This is a genomic window from Streptomyces sp. NPDC048436 (assembly GCF_043200355.1).
In the GTDB taxonomy this organism is placed as follows: Bacteria; Actinomycetota; Actinomycetes; order Streptomycetales; family Streptomycetaceae; genus Streptomyces.
In genome coordinates this window covers 1-15,691 of the sequence record NZ_JBICXP010000019.1, presented here as the reverse complement: position 1 = coordinate 15,691, position 15,691 = coordinate 1, and the positions used below count along the sequence as shown (strand labels likewise).

Sequence of the window (15,691 nt, the reverse complement as noted above, 5' to 3'; positions counted from 1 at the left end):
AGCTTCCGGGATCCTCGCAGTGGACTTCTTCCACATCGACACCGTGCTACTGCGGCGCCTGTACTGCATGGTGGTTATGGAAATCTCCACCCGCCAAGTACACATCCTTGGTGTCACCGCCCACCCGACCGGCAGCTGGGCGGTCCAGCAAGCCCGTGGCGTCCTCATGGCACTTGACGACCGCGTTGACCGTTTCAGGTTCCTGATCCGGGACCGAGATGCGAAGTTCGCCGATGCCTTCGACGCCGTCCTCGCATCCGAAGCCATCCAGGTCCTGCTCACTCCGGTTCGGGCCCCACGGGCGAACGCATACATCGAGCGCTGGATCGGCGGATGCCGCAGAGAACTCCTCGACCGCACACTGATCACCAACGAACGGCACCTGCGCAGCGTCCTAACCGCATACGAAACACACTTCAATACCCACCGCCCACACCGCGCCCTCCACCAAGCAGCATCCCCGACCCAGGAGACCCAGACGGCAGAATCGTCCGTCGAGATCTACTCGGCGGCGTAATCCACGAATACGCGCAGGTCGCATAGGGCGGCCGAGTTTCGGGCCCACAGGGAGACGCGCGGGGACCCAGCCGCGGTTGAAGCCGGGCGGTCCTTCGCAGCCCTGCGGTGGCTGCCGATCACCGACCGCGAGAAGGAGCCGAGATCCTGGCCACCGCCGCCAACCCGGCCCCCTATAACGGCAACCCGACGCCAAACGTCCCCGCCTGCACAACGGGACCGCGCGTTCCTCGCCGCGCTGCTCACTCCGCTCCCCCGCGCGATCCTGCGCCGGCACCGCGACCTGTTGAAGCACCGCCGCACCAGACACAGAGGTCGGCGCTCTCGAAGGCGGGCCTGCCGTGTCGACAGTGTGCCTCAGATCGGTCGAACTCGATGGTGATGGTCTCTCGTGTGCGGGGCAACCGCGTGAGCCCCTGGGGCCCCGCGGCCGGCCCGCTCACGGGAGACGGTGCGAAAAGGGGGTCAGTCCTCGCACCCGTCGACATCGTCGTCGCATCCGTCCACATCGCCGGGGGCGACCGTGGTCAGGCGCCATGCGATGAGTCCCGTGCCGGCCCGCTCAGCTTCGACGTGCGCCGTGAACGGCTTGCCCGCCGGGAGGTTGAAGTGGTCCGCCTCGCGGTCACCACATCCCACCCCGTAGGCCTGCTCGTCCGAACCTCGGGCCAAGGTCAGAGTGAGCTCCTCGGTCCCGTCCGTGTCGCAGGTGATCTCGAATCGGTACGGTTTGTCGCCGCTCGCGCGGAAGGTCTTCTTCAAGCCCGACCCCAGGTAAGCGGTGCCGGAATCGACGAGCTTCGCCTCCGTACCGTCGTCAGCGGCGGCCTTGAGTGCCTGCTCGGCACGCCGCAACGCGTCGTCCGGCTCCCATGGCCTCCCAGTGCCTCCGGAGGACGCCGACGGCTTCGACGGCTGCGTCGAGGCGGCGGCACTCTCCTTGGAACCGCTCCCGCCCTGCTCATCCGCGCAGCCAGACATCAGAACGGCCAGGACCGCTGCGGACAGAGGGAGGGTATGACGTATGCGCATGAAATCGCCCTATCCAGGAGGAACAAGCTGGTACTCGCGGCCCAGCGCGTCGGCCTGGGTGTTGCCGTACACGGACACCTCACCGTCGGACCAGCGCACGAAGACGTCGTCCTCCCAGAGGTTGCCGCCGAACTCGCCCGGAGCGATCACCCGGGCGTGCTTCCACGTGCCGTTCGGGCCCTTCAGTTGGTTCTCCTTGCCAAGGCCGTGCGCGCCGACGTCTTCGTAGATGGTGAGTTCACCGTCCGACCAGCGCACAAAGAGGTCGAAGTCGGAGTTGGCGGTCCCGTCGAAGTCTCCGCCAGCGATGACCGAGGCATGCTGTTTCCACAGGGCGTTGGGGGCCAGGAGCTGCCGCTCGGCGTGGAAGCCGCCGCCGTCGACGTTGGTGTATCTGGTGACTTCCCCGTCGACCCAGCGGACGACCAGGTCGTCAGCCCACTTGTTGCCGCCGTACTTGCCTGTCGCGATGCCCTTCGCGTACTTCCACGTCGAGCCGGCCTTGGCGACAGTGATCTCGTTTGCCGGGTGTTCGGAGGTAGAGGTGGGCAGCTGAGTGTGCTCGTCGATGTCCTTGTAGATCGTGACCTCGCCGTCGATCCACTTGACCATCAGGTCGTACGCGTTGGAGCCGGTGTAGTCGCCGACTGTGATCACCTCGGCGTAGTCGGCCCACATCTTGTTCGGCTTGGCGAGGCGCGTCTCACATGGCTGGCCCTGGGCGCAGCCGGTGTAGAAACCTTGCGACTGGTCGCCGGGGTAGAGCGTCATCTCCCCGTCGGACCATTTCACGACCAGGTCGCCGTCCTGCGTCTTCTGCGAGGAGGTGTGGAACTGGCCGGTGGCCGCGGCCGTGGCGTGGCGCCAGAGCCCCGCGTCACCCATGCCCTGGAGTTGAGAGGGCTTGTCCGGGGTGTGGTCGTTCACGGCCTGGTTGTAGAGGCGTACGACATCAGCGTCGAACTGTGAGGAGTAAGAGACGTTGTCGAACTTGCCGCCGGTCTTGTAGCCACCGATGACGCCGATGACATCTCCGCGCTTGCCGTCGAAGTTGCGGAGGAACGGCCCGCCGGAGACGCCCGGGGCGAACCCGTCACAGGCGATCTCCAAGAAGCGTCCGGCGTAGGCCTTGGTGGATGTCTTGGGGCACACGCGCGGCGACTTGGAGCTGCCGGGGAAACCGATCAGGGTGACGTTCCTCTGGTTCAGGTTGCCGGAGGCGGGGAGCGTGGTCAGCTCATTGCCCATCCCCGTCGCGTTCTCCAGGCACTTTCCCTTGGAGTTCGGTCCGGTCCGCAGGAAGGCGAAGTCGAGGTCGTCGGCCTTCTGCGATCCCAGGGACAGGTAGCGGCCATCGATCCAGACCTTCCCTTTCTTGATCGGGAAGACGCCGTAGGGGGCGATGCCACGGCCCTTGTGCTGCGGATCGGCCTTCCAGCCCGGCGCGAACGCGAGGTTGCGGAACCGGTCGTTGTCGTTGAGGCAGTGCGCGGCCGTGATCACCAGCGACTTGTTGGGCGAAGCCACGGAGGAGGCGGAGCAGAACTGATCGCGCTTGCCCGGCTCCGACTGCGGGTCGTCATCCTGGTTGATGAGGAAGACACCGGCGGTGGCGACACCATTGTTGTGGACGTTTGAGGGGGAGCGCAGCATGTCGCCCGCCGTCTTCGGCACCCCGTCGACAACTCCCTTGTCGGGGTTGGCAGGTACGGCTTTGGCGATGCGATCCGGAGTCCAGTAGGCCTCGGCCGCCCTGGCTTCGGCGATCTCCTCCTGCGTGGCCTTGAGCGCCGTGCCCTCCTCGGCCTCCTTCTCCCGCTGATCGGGGTGCTTGTCGGGGTGCTTGAGGGAGGCGTCCGGCGTGCCCGTGGGTTGAAGGGTCTTGGTCGGGTCCTGCGTGGCGGAGAGTCGCGGAGGCGGGCTGACCTCGGGAGTGGCGGTGGCGCTCGGGGAGGCCGACAGCGTCGGGGCGGGGCTCGCCGGGCTCACGGGAGCCGCTGACGCGAGGCCAGGCGAGGTGAGCATCAGGGCACTTGCCGCGACGCCGAGCGCTGTGGTGCGCACGACGGTACGTATTCCTTGGTTCACGTGGATCTTTCATCTGGAGCACAAAAAAGGACATACAGTGACGACGCGCCGCACGACGCCCAGGACCTTATGCCATTGGTACATACCAATGCACATCGCAACGGGATTTCGCCTGAGCCAGTTGTGGACGCCTGGACGGGCGGCAGCGCGACAGGCTCCCGTCCCGAACGGAGTGGGTCGACGCACAACAGCCAAGTTCGCCCCTGTCCGCGAGCGTTGTGTGTGCCGATAATTACGTCCGCGCAGGACCTCAGTCATGGGGTCCATCGCAGGGCGCGGCAGGATGGTCACTCGCGCTGCTCCGTCTCACCTGCCTGACCGCTGCTCACCTCTTCGCCGCCCTGCGCCTGCTGCGCACGAGTGACCAAGCCAAGGTCTCCGAGATCCTCACCCTCGCCACCAACTCGCCGCACAAGAGCGCCAACTCGACTCGTCGAAAGTGAACAGCCCCGCGGACCCCCACTCCTGGCGCGGCCACCAACTCGCCGCTTGAACTGCACGGATGGAGTTTCCGGCAGGCGCACGCTTGCCGAGCACGGTATCGATGTGGAAGAAGTCTGCCGCGATGATGCCTTCGGCCTGGGCGGTGAGGAACTCGCGCCAGGTCGGACCGGACCGACGTGGCGCCGGGTCAACGCCCACTGCGTGGAGAATTTCCCAGACCGTCGAGGCAGCGATCCGGTGCCCGAGTCGAGCGAGCTCGCCGTGGATCCGTCTCTGTCCCCACCTCGGATTCTCCCGGGCCAGTCGCAGCACGAGGTTCTTGATTGCCGCCCGGGTGGGCGGCCGTCCGGTGCGTCGGCACGCGGTGTAATTCCACTGTGCCGCGATGACTCGTCGGTGCCAGCCGAGCAATGTGCCGGGGGTGACCGGGAAGATCTCCCGCCAGCGCCGACGTGGTAGCAGTCCGGACAGGGCGGCGAACCAGAATCGATCGGCTTGTTCGTAGCGGACCGGGCCGGCCAGCCTGTCGGCGCAGTACAACATTCTCGTGCCGCAGTGCGAGAAGCTCCGCGTCTTTCGCCGCATCGCCACGAAGCAGCACTGACGGGAGCGACAGCAACTTCCGGGCCACCTTGTACAGCAGGGACGCGATCATCCGCACATGCTCCCAGCAGACGGACCGTCACCGCGGCCACCAGGGGCGAAGACTTTTCGAGCGGCACAAGCACCAGCACCCACACCGCCAGCGAGCTGGTCCGGCTCGTCAGTGATCGCCTCTGGCAGGTCTTCACCGAGTGCGACAGCGGTTACCGAGGCGTCTACCACCTCGCCAGCAGCCCCAACGGACGGATCGAGATCCAGCCCAACCCGATCCCCCGGCGACGGCGAAGACGACCTCTACGCTCCCGAACACCCAGCGGCCCAGGTGCTGTTACTCACCACCAATCCGACCGCGGACCCGGCCCTACAAGCCCGTCTGGGCTCCATCGAAGGGCTCATCCACCTGAACCAAGGGCGTGTGAACAGCTACTGATCCACAGCTTTTGACAATTGCTCCAACACAACTCGAGCAACGCCCAACACAGTTGGAGGGGTAGAGCACTACCAGTGGCTCCACCCCTCCAACGGACGCATCGGTCAGTTCGGCATGAGCATCATCGGTTTACCGTCGGTTGCCCCGACGAGCTCGTTAGAACCGGCAGCATCGGCTCTCGAGAAGCAGGGACCTACTCCCTCGCCCTGCCTCGCCGATGCCGTACGGTCCACAGTCCGATAAATGCGATCAGCGCAACTGTGAAGAGCACTGACGCAGTGGCACGTACAGCGAGCCAAGCGAGACCAGACAAGTTCCACAGCTCGCCTGCCGGATTCAACAGAAGCGCGAGCGAAAAGGTAAGCCACACAGCGCTCTTGGCTCGACTAAGGTTGTTCGGTTCGAGGTTGCAGGTGCGGCCAGAGTTCAAAAGCGCCTACTTACTTCGCGCAGGCCAGAGCTGAGGCCATAGGAGGCCCATAACTGCGCCGGCGGCAGCGCCGATCAGGGCCGACAGCGGGACGGTCCAGTCGACTCCGGAGCTGCCCGCACGTGACACCGCAGCAGCCACTGCGCCCACAGCGGCAGTAATGGCGGCGCTGCGCCGACGGGCGCTCCAGTTCGAGGACTCTTTCATACGCAGCTCACTCCTTGCCGGTGTGTGACACCGTGCGGTGGACAATCGAGGTTGCCCACCGCACAGTGCGTGTCTGGTCAGGTGGTGACCGAGGTGAGAGGTGACTCCGGGCTAGAAGGGCAGGATTCCGCCAAGAACGCCTCCAAGGAAGGCATCCTTGCGGTCAGCAGGGCTTCCGCCCCCGAGAGCTGATCCGATGGCACCTCCGGAACCGCTCCCCAACCCGGCCATCACTGCGCCGCCGACAATGCAGGCAGCAGTGGCTGCGGTGCACACGGCAGCGGTGGCCGCTACGCCCACAGCGCCTCCCAAAGCCGAACCGATGGTTTCAGTGACGTCTGACAGGCCGAGCAGCCCGCTGGGATCGATGCGGTTGACGGGGTCGCCTTCGGCGTAAAGGTAGGGGTTCTTTTCCTGGCCGGACGGGTCGGGTTGGGTGAAGCGGCCGATGTTGGGGTCGTAGTAGCGGGCCGCGAAGTGGTAGAGACCGGTCGAGTCCTGGTAGCCGCCAGCGAACCGGTACGGCTGGGTGACGTTCTCGCTGCTCGCGGAGCGGGTGACGCCGCGGGGGCTGTAGGAGTACGAGTTGACCTTCGCGCCGGACTCGTCGGCGGTCGCGACGACGGAGCCGAGCGCGTCGGTGAGGTAGTAGTACGCCTTCCCGTCACGGGTCACGGAGTTGAGTGTGCCCCCGGCCTCACGGTTAAAGCCCGTGTCCACACCGGCAGTTGACGTCGCTGACAGGCCGATGGGCCCGTTGTGGAAGTAGGTGTCGCCGAGTTTGATGCGTTCGCTCTGGTCGGTGGAGCCGTACTGGCCCGCATAGGTCTTGCCGCCGACGGTCAGCGAGGTGAGCTGGCTGTGATCCGACCACGTCTCGCCCGTCCTGGTCCCTTCCGGTGTCGGGGCCGCCGCCGTCTCGTGTCCTTCCTTGTCATACGACCAGTTCGTCGAGGAGCCGTTCTTCGCCGTGATCTGCTGGGCATCGTTGACCGTGTAGGTGGTGCCGCGCGGGCAGCCCTTCTCGGTGCCCTAACTGGTCAGGTTCCCGGCCAGGTCATAGCAGTACTGCCAGGACTCATTCAGCGTCGAGCCCTTGCTCTCCGCGGCGTAAAAGAACCGTCCCGCCCCGTCGTAGCTGTAGGCGGTCTTCGTCCCTGCCACGGCGTCGGTCTTGGTGCGGATCTTGCTGCCGTCGGTCTTGGCGTCCGTGCCGTAGCCGTAGGTGTAGGCGAGGTCGACCAGCGTGCCCTTGGGAGAGGTTGCCTTGATCTTCTCGGGGCGGCTGGACTTGTCGACGTCGACCGTCTGCACGGTTCCGCCGGGATAGGCGGTTTCGGTGCGGACGTAGTTGTTGTTGTACTTATACGTCGTCACCCGGCCCTGCGGATCTTTCAGTTCCTTGAGCTTGTTCACCTTGGTCCAGGTGTAGTCGACCTTCCCGGCCGGGTCCTGGTAGAAGTCGACGTTGCCCGCCGGGGTGTAGGCGAGCAGGGTCTGGGAGCCGTCCTGCAGGGTGCGTACCGTCTCGCGCTGCAGCGGGTCGAACTGGTACTTGATCGTGCCGGTGTTGTCATCGCGCTGGGTGAGGTTGCCGTCGTCGTCGTAGAAGTAGCGGACCGTGTCGTTGGTGGTCGAGACGGTCTTGATCCGGTCAAGGTGGTCGTAGGCGAAGACCTTCTTGATGCCCCGGCCGTCGGTCAGGGTTTCGGTGCGGCCCAGACTGTCGTAGGTGTAGGTCGTCTCCCCCAGCGGGGCGGACGGAGTGGCCTTGCGCAGGTCGCCCTTGGCGTCGTAGGTAAAGGACGTCTTGACCGTCTTGGAGGAGGACATCTTGGTCTCGGCCGCACACCGCTGACCCTCAAAGCCACCGCAGTTGGGCGTAGTCGGGTTGTAGGTGTAGGAGACGCTGCCGCCTCCGGTACCGGTCTGCGCCACGGACTTGGTGTTGCCGGCCGTGTCGTAACCGTAAGTGGTCTTCTCACCGTCGGCGTTGGTGGAGTCCTTGGGCACGTCCCCGCCGGCGATCGTCTGCCAGCTCGTCACCGACTTCCCCCCGGTCGGCGACTTGATGCTCTCCAGGTTGTTGCGGGTGTTGAACCCGTAGTCGGTCACATTGCCGGGCGTGCTTCCCGAACCCATCGCGTCCGTGCTGGTGTCGAGGTTGTGGTTCGCGTCGTATTCCGTGGAGCGGCTGTGCTGGAGGGCGTCGGTCACATCGGTGACCTGGCCGTCGCCGTCGTGCTTGTAGCTGGTGGCGTACGTCTCGGGGTCGGTGACCTTCGTGGTTCCGGCCGCGGTCGGTGACGTGGTGTCGTAGTCGTAGGTCCAGGTGGGGCCGGTGTGGCCGGAGCCGTTGAATTCGGTGGCCCGCAGCATGGAGGTGACGCGGTTGGCCGCGTCGTAGGTGAAGACGGTGACCCGGCCTTCCGCTGTGGTGATCTTCGTCAGGCGGCGGAAGGAGTCGTAGTCGAAGGTGGTTGTCTTGCCCTCGGCGTTCGTCGTTTTGTGCAGGTTGCCCGCGGGGTCGAGGTCGAAGACGGCGGTGCGGCCGGAGTTGTCCTTGGCCTGCCATTGCGAGGCGTCGGTCTTGACCAGGTCGATCCACCGGTTTGAGCGGGTCTCGGTCAGCTTGAAGCCCTTGTTCTCGCCGCCCTCGTCATGCTGGTGACGGTGATGGTGCCCGTGTTCTTGTCGGTGACCTTGGTCAGCGTGCCGTTGGCGTTGAACGTGTCCTTGGACGAGGACTTCCAGTTCGTGACCGTGTAGGTGCCGTCCGCGTTCTTCTTCAACTCCTTTGAGTAGCCCTTGGGCGTAGTGAACGTGCCATCGGCCTGCTTGGTGAACCGCAGGCTCTCCCGCTGCTGTCGTAGAGGACCACTTCGCCGTCGGCGACCTGCAGGTAGCGCTCGTACTGCTGCCACCACCGCTGGGAGACCTTGCCCCACGGTGCGTCGAGGGAGTTGTAGGTGCGCGCCAGGCTCAGGTTCTGGCCCACCCCGGCGATCTCGAAATCGGTGGCGGTCAGCATGAGGTTGCCGGTCGAATAGTCGACCCGGGCCGTCAAAGCGTCCGTGATCGCAAACTTGCTGATCTTGTGCCAGGGCACATCTCCCTGCCCCTCCGGCACATACTCCAACGGCGCCGCCACGTTGCGGGCCCTGGCCGACGAGCCGCCCTGGGCCCGCTTCTTCTGATAGGCCCGCCAGGCCGCCACCTCATCCGAGGGCGTCCGCTCCGCCTGCGGTGTGGCCGGCTTGTTCGACCCGACCTTCACAGGCGGCATCGTGAACGAGGGAGCGTCCTTGCCCCACGCCGATTCCAGATCCCTTGACCCCCAGCCGTGCCGAGCCACGCCACTCACTTGACACGACCTCAACGTCCGCCGGGTGACACCACGGGACGTAGGCCGCCAGGAGCGACTACAGACAACGCTGGTACCCTCACCGTCGACTGTGGGCTATCGCCCTGACGGGCATTTAGCCTTCGCGGAGGAGATGCGGTACAGCCGCAACCCGGGCAAGGGAAACTTCAGTGGTGTGCGGCTGCCCGGATCCCACAGCGCCGGCTTCAGCCTCTTCGCCCGGCCATCACTACTCCTGTGCGTCGGTGTCGCCGCCGCTACTGCTCTCGCGCCATCGCTGAGCATCTGCTTCAAAGAGTTCGCGCGCCTGGCGAAGGAGCGCCTCCATGTCGGGCGTGCTCTTGCCCTCGATCTCGATCGTACGGTCGCCCAGCTCGACGCGGATTCGGGCGCCCTGGTGGCGGTTGGCAACAGCTTCGATGGCTGTCCGCAAGGTCATCCAGGCCCCGCTGTCGCGCATCATCAAAGCAACGATGAGGAGCTGGCCGGTGTCGATGCCGAATTCTGCCGCGTAACTAGCGTCCGCCCCGCGGTCTTCCAGCTGGGCGAGGAGTGCGCGGGCAAGCCCCGGTGTAGCCCGCAGCTTGACTTGATCAAACATGGCCGTGGGTCATGGCCTGAGGCTAGCGCCATCGCGAAAGTCCACGGTCGGCAATCACACGCTTGGCGGGCTGTCTTCGGATCCGGTTGGCCTGGAGATCGGAGACAGAGGCAGGGCGGGTGATTCGGTGCTGTCTGGGTGCGGGTGCCACACTCCAATACCCATCGCCCACACCGTGCCCTCCGCCAAGCAGCGCCCCTGCGACCGCTCCCCCATCCAGGAGGCCCAGACGGCAGAGTCGTCCGTCACGATCTACTCGGTGGCGTGATCCACGAATACACGCAGGTCGCATAGGGCAGCCGAGCTTCGGGCACCCACAGGGTAAACCTGGACGTCAGCCGGGTGCGGAGTAGACCAGCGCGGCAGTGGGCGCCCCGCGCGAAGCGGGGACGCCCACCTCTCAGTGACTCAGGCCCTTAGGCCCGTGCGGGCTCCCCGACGAAATACAGGTAGCCGAAGGAGGCGATCGCGAACTCGGCCGCCGCGATGAGCTTCCGCACCGTGCTGTTCTTCTCCCGCTCCGGGAGTGCATTCAACTCCGCTACGAACCGCCTGAGTTGCAGCTCGTTGAACATGGTGTCGCCGTGGCGGTTCACGGCGCGCAGGATGCTGTCCTTGGGCGCAGACTCGCACAAGGCCAGGAACGTCTCCTTGTGGTCCTCGTAGGTCTTGGCCATGCGGCCGTGTACTTGGTCTTCCACGTAGATGACGAGGGGCATGCGGTACGTCTTTCTCCAGAGTGTCGTTCGGGGTCGGTCCGGTCAGTCCCCGGAGATGAACAAGTAGCCGCGCAAGGTTGCCGCGCGCCGCGCCATGTCGGCCACCTGCCGGGTCGTATCCGTCTTCCGCTCCTCGGGGAGACCGTCCAACTCGACTGCCAGCTGCGGCAGCTGCAACTCGTTGAACATGGTGTCGCCGACGGAGAGGACGCCGCTCATGACGCTGCCGTCCGGAGCCGCGTGGCATGCCGAGAGGAAGCTTTCGTCGACGTCGTCCCCCCGTTTCTCGGAGACTCGCTCGTGCGACCGGTTCCGCACATGGATTTCCATCCGCTGTACCTGCTTCCCACTAGACGGCCGGCTTCTCGATCGGGTACATCGTGCGGACGCTTCCGTACTTGTCCTGCGAGACCAAGAGCCATGATGTCGGCTTCTTGCCGCTCATCTCGGAGGTCCGGCCGATCAAGGTGCCCGCGTCGACGTAACGCTCGTAGTGTCCTTCGTGGTTCGGACCGACGGGCTTGGAGCGGTAGGACATCTCAACCAGCTCGTCGAGGTCGACACTGCTGTCGAAGACGCCCTTCTTCCACGTGACGTTCGCTCCTCCCTCGACATGCTTGCCCCGTACGTAGTCCTCCCCGAAATCGTCCAGCATGGGCGGTACCAGGCACTCGTCGGCCGCGCTCCGCAGCACGGCCGCGCCGCGGACACGACAGGCCTTCAGGGCCTCCTTCGCCCGCTTCCCGATGCCGGAGATCACGTCGGACGAGAGACCGGACGCCTTGACGGCCTTCCAGGCGCCGGACGTCTTGCTCCCCGCCTTGAGCGCCGTGTCGAGGGAGCGGATGGCCTGGACGGCGTCTTCGATCTTCTTGCCGGGGATGAAGTTGGCGGCTACCCAACCGCACCCGCTGACGCTGCCGTGGTAGCAGTCCACGAAGTCCTGGACGAGTATGTCCCAGGCGAGCCTGGCGATCACCTTGACGATGTCCTGGGCGATCTCCAGCTTGGTGAAGTAGCGGGTGACGTCCTTCTTCAGACCCTTGAAGGTCTGCGAGGCGAGATACACCGTGTCGCGCTTCGGGCAGCTGGTTTCGGTCGCGGCGACATCGGGATTGGCGCACAGGTAGAAATCGACGTCGGCGTCGAAGGTGAGGGTGAAGGTCACCGTGCAGCCGGAGAGGCCGATCTCGATGACGCAGTCGTTCTTCGGCTTCGGGTCGCCGGTGAGCCTGATGCCGTCGACGACGTAGAAAGTGCCGCCGATTCCCGTGCCCGCTCCGACCGATACCTGCTTGTTGGCCTCCGCCCGCTCGGCCCGGTCCGCGGCGTCCTGCGCGTCGTCGGCGTACTTCTTCGCGTCCTTGGCGTACTGCTCGGCTTCGGTCGCCGCCTCGTCGGCACGGTCGGCCGCGGCGCGTGCGTCCTTCGCGTCCTGTTCGGCCGCGTCCCGGGCCTGTGCCTGCCGATAACGTCATCCGCGCAACTCAAGAGAGTCTTCGACGGTGCGACAGGATAAGCACTCGTGCTGCTTCGTCTCGCCTACCTGACCATCACCAACATGTTCACCGCACTGCGACTGCTGCAACTGAGCGACCGCGACAAGGACACGGAGATCCTTGCCCTGCGCCTCTAGGTCACCGTCCTTGAGCGACAACTCGGTACGGCCCGGGTCAAGTTCACTCCTACGGACCGGGCGTTCTTGGCCGCTCTGCTGATCCCCCTGCCACGCCAGGTCCTGCGCCGACTCCGGTTACTCGTCCGGCCCGACACTGCGCTGCGCTGCGCTGCGCTGGAATCGCGACCTGATGAAGCGGCGTCATGCCCGTACCTGCCGGCCGAAGAAGCCCGGTCGACCACCCACGGTCCGCTCGATCCGCAGACTGGTCCTGCGCCTGGTCCGGGAGAACCTGGCATGGGGCTACCGCCGTGTGCACGGCGAACTCGCCACCCTTGGTATCCGAGTCGCCGCCTCCGCTGTCTGGGAGATCCTCTCGTCTGAGGGCATCGCCCCGGCGCCCGACCGGGCCGCCACCACCTGGGCCTCGTTCCTGCGCTCTCAGGCCGACGCGCTCCTGGCCCGCGACTCCATCGAGACCATCACCCTGACCGGCAGGCGCCAGCACATCCTCGCCGACATCGAACACGCCAGCCGCCGCATCCGCATCCTCGGCACCACCGCACACCCCACCGCAGCCTGGGTCAGCCAAGCCGCCCGCAACCCGGCCAAGGACCTCACCGACGCGCACGCCTACCTGATCCGAGACCGGGACGCAAAGCACCCCGCCCTCTGCGACGCAATCCTGAACACCGCCGGCATCCAGACCGTGCGCACCGGCATACGCATCCCGCGCACGGAACGAACGCCATCTACGCCACGCGCTTCACCAGTTCGAACTGCACTACAACCTCCACCGGCCCCACCAAGCAAAAGATCAGGCAGCACCCCTGCGCGCCGTCCCCGAACCGCTCCCCCACGCACAGATCGCACGCCTGAATGTGCGCCGGAGAGACCGCCTCGGCGGAGTCCTCCACGAATACCAACATGCCGCCTGAACTGCACGGATGGAGTTTTCGGCAGGCGCAGCGTCCAGTCCACCGCCCCGATCGACCTCCTGAGGCTCAAACGGCACGGATAAATGGCCGGTGTCACCACAGGCATCTGGCAACACCCGTCATGTACCTCGCAGAGCAGCTCCCGCGCGGTGCGGCGCAAGCAAACCGCATACGGTCCACACGCATGCTCGACGGCATTCGCCACAAGCTCGGAGACGGCGAGCACAGCGTTCTCGGCTGCATCTTCCGGCACTTCAAGCCTGACGAACTCAGCGCATACAGCGGCACGCGCCAGCCCCACCGGATTTTCAACACCCGGCCCCCAGGTGTACAGCTGCTGAGATTCCGGAGCGCTGCGGCCCACCCCGGGCTTCATCGCGCACCGCCGCGCTGTGCGTGCCGACCGCTTCCAACGCGGCGGTGACGACCCCGCCCCTGGCGGAAGCAGACCCGCACGTCCTCCAGAGCACACGCGGCCGAGACGGACAGCGCACTCAGCAAGAGCGCGCCGGTGAGTGGCATGGACAGAAACATGGGGTCCTCCCGTGATCGCGGCATTGGGCCGCGACCACCACACCCCCCCTCCAACAAGAGCGGAACGTCCTGATCCGAATTGATCGACGATGCCAAAGTCCTCGCTGACCAGCTCCGAAGAGGCCTGGAGCACTCTCCGACTCCAGCGCGATGGCTATGGCCACCGATCCGGCACACGGCCCCCCACGCGGGAACGCGGCCCCGCGATCCTGTAGCAGCACGAGATAGCTCAGGTCGACATCCGGCAGCGGTCGCCGACGCCTGCACAGCTCGCGTACGGCGCACTCTTAAGGCTCTCGCTGGCGGCACCCACCGAGTAGGAACAGCAACTGGTCCAGTGCAGGCATGAGAGCCGACTCATCACGGGCACCGATGAACGCGACGCCCTGCTCCGAGAACATCGCGCGGCGAGATCACTGGGGGATGTGAGCGACGAATACGGTGCTGCGGACGCGTTGATTGCGCGGGTCGTCGGACTGGTCGACCTTGTCGACGCGGTAGCCGTGTTCGGTCAAGATCCGTAGCCAGCCCTGGATCGAGTACATCCATCGCACAACGGGGACGCGGCCGGTGGCCGGGGTGTAGACGACCATCTGGCGGCGCCCCTCGGGGGCGCCGGGGGCCCGGGTCATGCAGGAGAAGACGAGCCGCCCGCTGGGCTTGAGGCGTTGGCGGAGGGCGGGCAGGAGTTGGTGGGGGTCGGCGAACCAGAGTCCGCCGAACACGGAGAACGCGGCATCCAACCGCGGTAGGTGGGGAGTGATGCGGATGGCGTCCCCGAGCCACCACTCCAGCCGTTCTTGGGCGGCCTGCTGTGTGACGGCCTGGTGGAGGCGCACGGGCGAGACGTCGTTACCAATCCCGCGAGCAACCCCATGCCGGGCGATATGGGCGAGGTGACCGCCATTGCCGCACCCCAGTTCCGCGACGGTCGCGCCCGCCAGGGGTCCTAGGAGTTCGACGCCGGGCCCGGGGGCGTCGCGAAAGTGCCAGTACAGGACTGACTCTTGACCGGCGCGGGTGGTGGCGAGAGTGTCCCAGGCATTGCGGTTGAACGCGGCGTCATGCTCGGTGACGGTGCTGGGCATGCGTGCGGCTCCCGAGGAGTCAGGTGAAGCTGCCGGCGGGGTCGGTGGTGACGGGCAGGTGGTTGAGCTCCTCGGCCTTGCGTGCCAGGAGGTAGGCGCGGTGGCCTTCTCGCTCGGTTGCGTGGATGAGGTCGAAGCCCTGGTGGTCGCGGTAGTAGCGCACGAGCCCTTGGTGTCCGCAGCCGCGCCGCACCCAGAGTTTCCCGGTGCGGGCTGCGTGAGCCAGGGCCCACCAGGCGATCAGGGTGCCGGGCTTGGCGGCCCGGTGGTCGGGATGGGTGAAGGTGGTGGCCAGGAAGAGCGCGGGCTCGGCGCGCTCGGTATCGGTCCATCCCCATTCGGGGGTCTGGTCGTAGAGGCTGGTGCAACCGATGAGCTCTCCCTCGGGAGAGAGCAGAGCCCAGACAGGCGTGCGGCCGTTCCCGGCCTGCGCGGCGATCTGTCCGGACCGATCTCCTTCCAGAAGGTCCGCACCTCCGGCCTTGCCCGTGCACACCATCCAGGCGGCGCGGGCGCGGATCAGGTCGGCGTAGGCGAGCCGGTCGTGGGCGGTGGCGGGGCGCATCACGTACATGTCTTTGAAACTCTCAGTTGTGGGCGGCGCGGTGGGCGAGGTCAGCGGAAACGACGTCGGCGAGGCGGTCATCTGTGGTGCGGATGTCGCCGGATTCGATGCGCGTCAGGGCTTTGGTGAGCGTGTCGGCGTCTACGAGCTTGGCGTCGATGAGGGGAGATCCCTGGTCGAGTAGGCGTCGCACCTGTGCGGGCAGGGTGGTGCGGATCCCGGTGTTCATGACGTCGGTGAAGTTTTCCGGCAGGGGTGGCTCGACGACCAGTTCGGACAAGCCCAGGGCGGTCAGGCGGCGGCGGTGCAAGCTTTTGCGGGAGCGCCAGGAGCGGGGCAGCCACTCGCCGAAGCGGATCATGTCCGGATCGGCGAAGGGGTGCAGGGGCCAGATCCCGGCCTCAAGCAGCAGCGGCGCAGCCGATGCCATCGCGAGCAGGGTCATTTCGTTGACGACGGCGGGAGGACAGGTGCCCCCATCCACGTCCATGAGAGCCTCGCGGGCGACAGGGCC

9 protein-coding genes and 5 pseudogenes are annotated in these 15,691 nt (G+C 66.1%); 2 read left to right on the top strand and 12 right to left on the bottom strand.

Going from position 1 to position 15,691, the window contains the following annotated elements; genetic code table 11:
* Window positions 1–19 precede the first annotated feature (19 nt).
* On the top strand, window positions 20–517 hold the full coding sequence (locus ACGFX9_RS37610; RefSeq protein WP_393484195.1) for an integrase core domain-containing protein: 498 nt from the start codon (window positions 20–22) through the stop codon (window positions 515–517).
* Between the two features lie 464 nt (window positions 518–981).
* On the opposite strand, the gene ACGFX9_RS37605 is transcribed toward ACGFX9_RS37610, so the two are convergent.
* The 8 genes and pseudogenes from ACGFX9_RS37605 to ACGFX9_RS37570 all read right to left on the bottom strand — a co-directional run bounded on the left by ACGFX9_RS37605 (window position 982) and on the right by ACGFX9_RS37570 (window position 11,602).
* Complete coding sequence (locus tag ACGFX9_RS37605; protein ID WP_393484193.1) at window positions 982–1,548, bottom strand: hypothetical protein; 567 nt, start codon at window positions 1,546–1,548, stop codon at window positions 982–984.
* A 9-nt stretch (window positions 1,549–1,557) separates the two neighbouring features.
* Window positions 1,558–3,612: a trypsin-like peptidase domain-containing protein gene (locus ACGFX9_RS37600; RefSeq protein ID WP_393484190.1), complete on the bottom strand. Its 2,055-nt coding sequence runs from the start codon at window positions 3,610–3,612 to the stop codon at window positions 1,558–1,560.
* Between the two features lie 546 nt (window positions 3,613–4,158).
* Window positions 4,159–4,735 (bottom strand): annotated as a pseudogene (locus ACGFX9_RS37595) (integrase); the annotation flags it as partial.
* Window positions 4,736–5,861: 1,126 nt separating this feature from the next.
* Window positions 5,862–9,036 (bottom strand): annotated as a pseudogene (locus ACGFX9_RS37590) (RHS repeat-associated core domain-containing protein).
* Between the two features lie 307 nt (window positions 9,037–9,343).
* Window positions 9,344–9,715 (bottom strand): hypothetical protein, encoded by a 372-nt coding sequence (locus ACGFX9_RS37585; protein ID WP_393484187.1) that lies wholly within the window; start codon window positions 9,713–9,715, stop codon window positions 9,344–9,346.
* Window positions 9,716–10,131: 416 nt separating this feature from the next.
* Entirely contained in the window at window positions 10,132–10,434 is a 303-nt protein-coding gene (locus tag ACGFX9_RS37580) for a hypothetical protein (protein WP_393484184.1), read from the bottom strand.
* 42 nt (window positions 10,435–10,476) lie between these two features.
* On the bottom strand, window positions 10,477–10,764 hold the full coding sequence (locus tag ACGFX9_RS37575; protein ID WP_393484181.1) for a hypothetical protein: 288 nt from the start codon (window positions 10,762–10,764) through the stop codon (window positions 10,477–10,479).
* 19 nt (window positions 10,765–10,783) lie between these two features.
* A complete protein-coding gene (locus ACGFX9_RS37570; RefSeq protein WP_393484178.1) occupies window positions 10,784–11,602 on the bottom strand; it encodes a hypothetical protein in 819 nt (272 codons plus the stop codon).
* Between the two features lie 534 nt (window positions 11,603–12,136).
* Here ACGFX9_RS37570 and ACGFX9_RS37565 point away from each other — a divergent pair.
* Window positions 12,137–12,990, top strand: a pseudogene (locus ACGFX9_RS37565) (integrase).
* Between the two features lie 178 nt (window positions 12,991–13,168).
* On the opposite strand, the pseudogene ACGFX9_RS37560 reads toward ACGFX9_RS37565, so the two are convergent.
* The 4 genes and pseudogenes from ACGFX9_RS37560 to ACGFX9_RS37545 all read right to left on the bottom strand — a co-directional run.
* Window positions 13,169–13,366: pseudogene (locus ACGFX9_RS37560) on the bottom strand (ATP-binding protein); the annotation flags it as partial.
* Window positions 13,367–13,937: 571 nt separating this feature from the next.
* Window positions 13,938–14,612 carry a class I SAM-dependent methyltransferase gene (locus ACGFX9_RS37555; RefSeq protein WP_393484175.1) on the bottom strand — a complete coding sequence of 225 codons (675 nt, stop codon included), beginning with the start codon at window positions 14,610–14,612 and terminating at the stop codon, window positions 13,938–13,940.
* A 19-nt stretch (window positions 14,613–14,631) separates the two neighbouring features.
* Window positions 14,632–15,186 (bottom strand): GNAT family N-acetyltransferase, encoded by a 555-nt coding sequence (locus ACGFX9_RS37550; RefSeq protein WP_393484172.1) that lies wholly within the window; start codon window positions 15,184–15,186, stop codon window positions 14,632–14,634.
* Window positions 15,187–15,199: 13 nt separating this feature from the next.
* A pseudogene (locus tag ACGFX9_RS37545) lies at window positions 15,200–15,691 on the bottom strand (asparagine synthase); the annotation flags it as partial.

What these genes read in the sequence shown, in the direction of transcription:
- ACGFX9_RS37555 (WP_393484175.1), bottom strand. Translation starts at nt 14,612, where the DNA reads ATGCCCAGCACCGTCACCGAGCATGACGCCGCGTTCAACCGCAATGCC.
- ACGFX9_RS37605 (WP_393484193.1), bottom strand. Translation starts at nt 1,548, where the DNA reads ATGCGCATACGTCATACCCTCCCTCTGTCCGCAGCGGTCCTGGCCGTT.
- ACGFX9_RS37575 (WP_393484181.1), bottom strand. Translation starts at nt 10,764, where the DNA reads ATGGAAATCCATGTGCGGAACCGGTCGCACGAGCGAGTCTCCGAGAAA.
- ACGFX9_RS37550 (WP_393484172.1), bottom strand. Translation starts at nt 15,186, where the DNA reads ATGTACGTGATGCGCCCCGCCACCGCCCACGACCGGCTCGCCTACGCC.
- ACGFX9_RS37580 (WP_393484184.1), bottom strand. Translation starts at nt 10,434, where the DNA reads ATGCCCCTCGTCATCTACGTGGAAGACCAAGTACACGGCCGCATGGCC.
- ACGFX9_RS37585 (WP_393484187.1), bottom strand. Translation starts at nt 9,715, where the DNA reads ATGTTTGATCAAGTCAAGCTGCGGGCTACACCGGGGCTTGCCCGCGCA.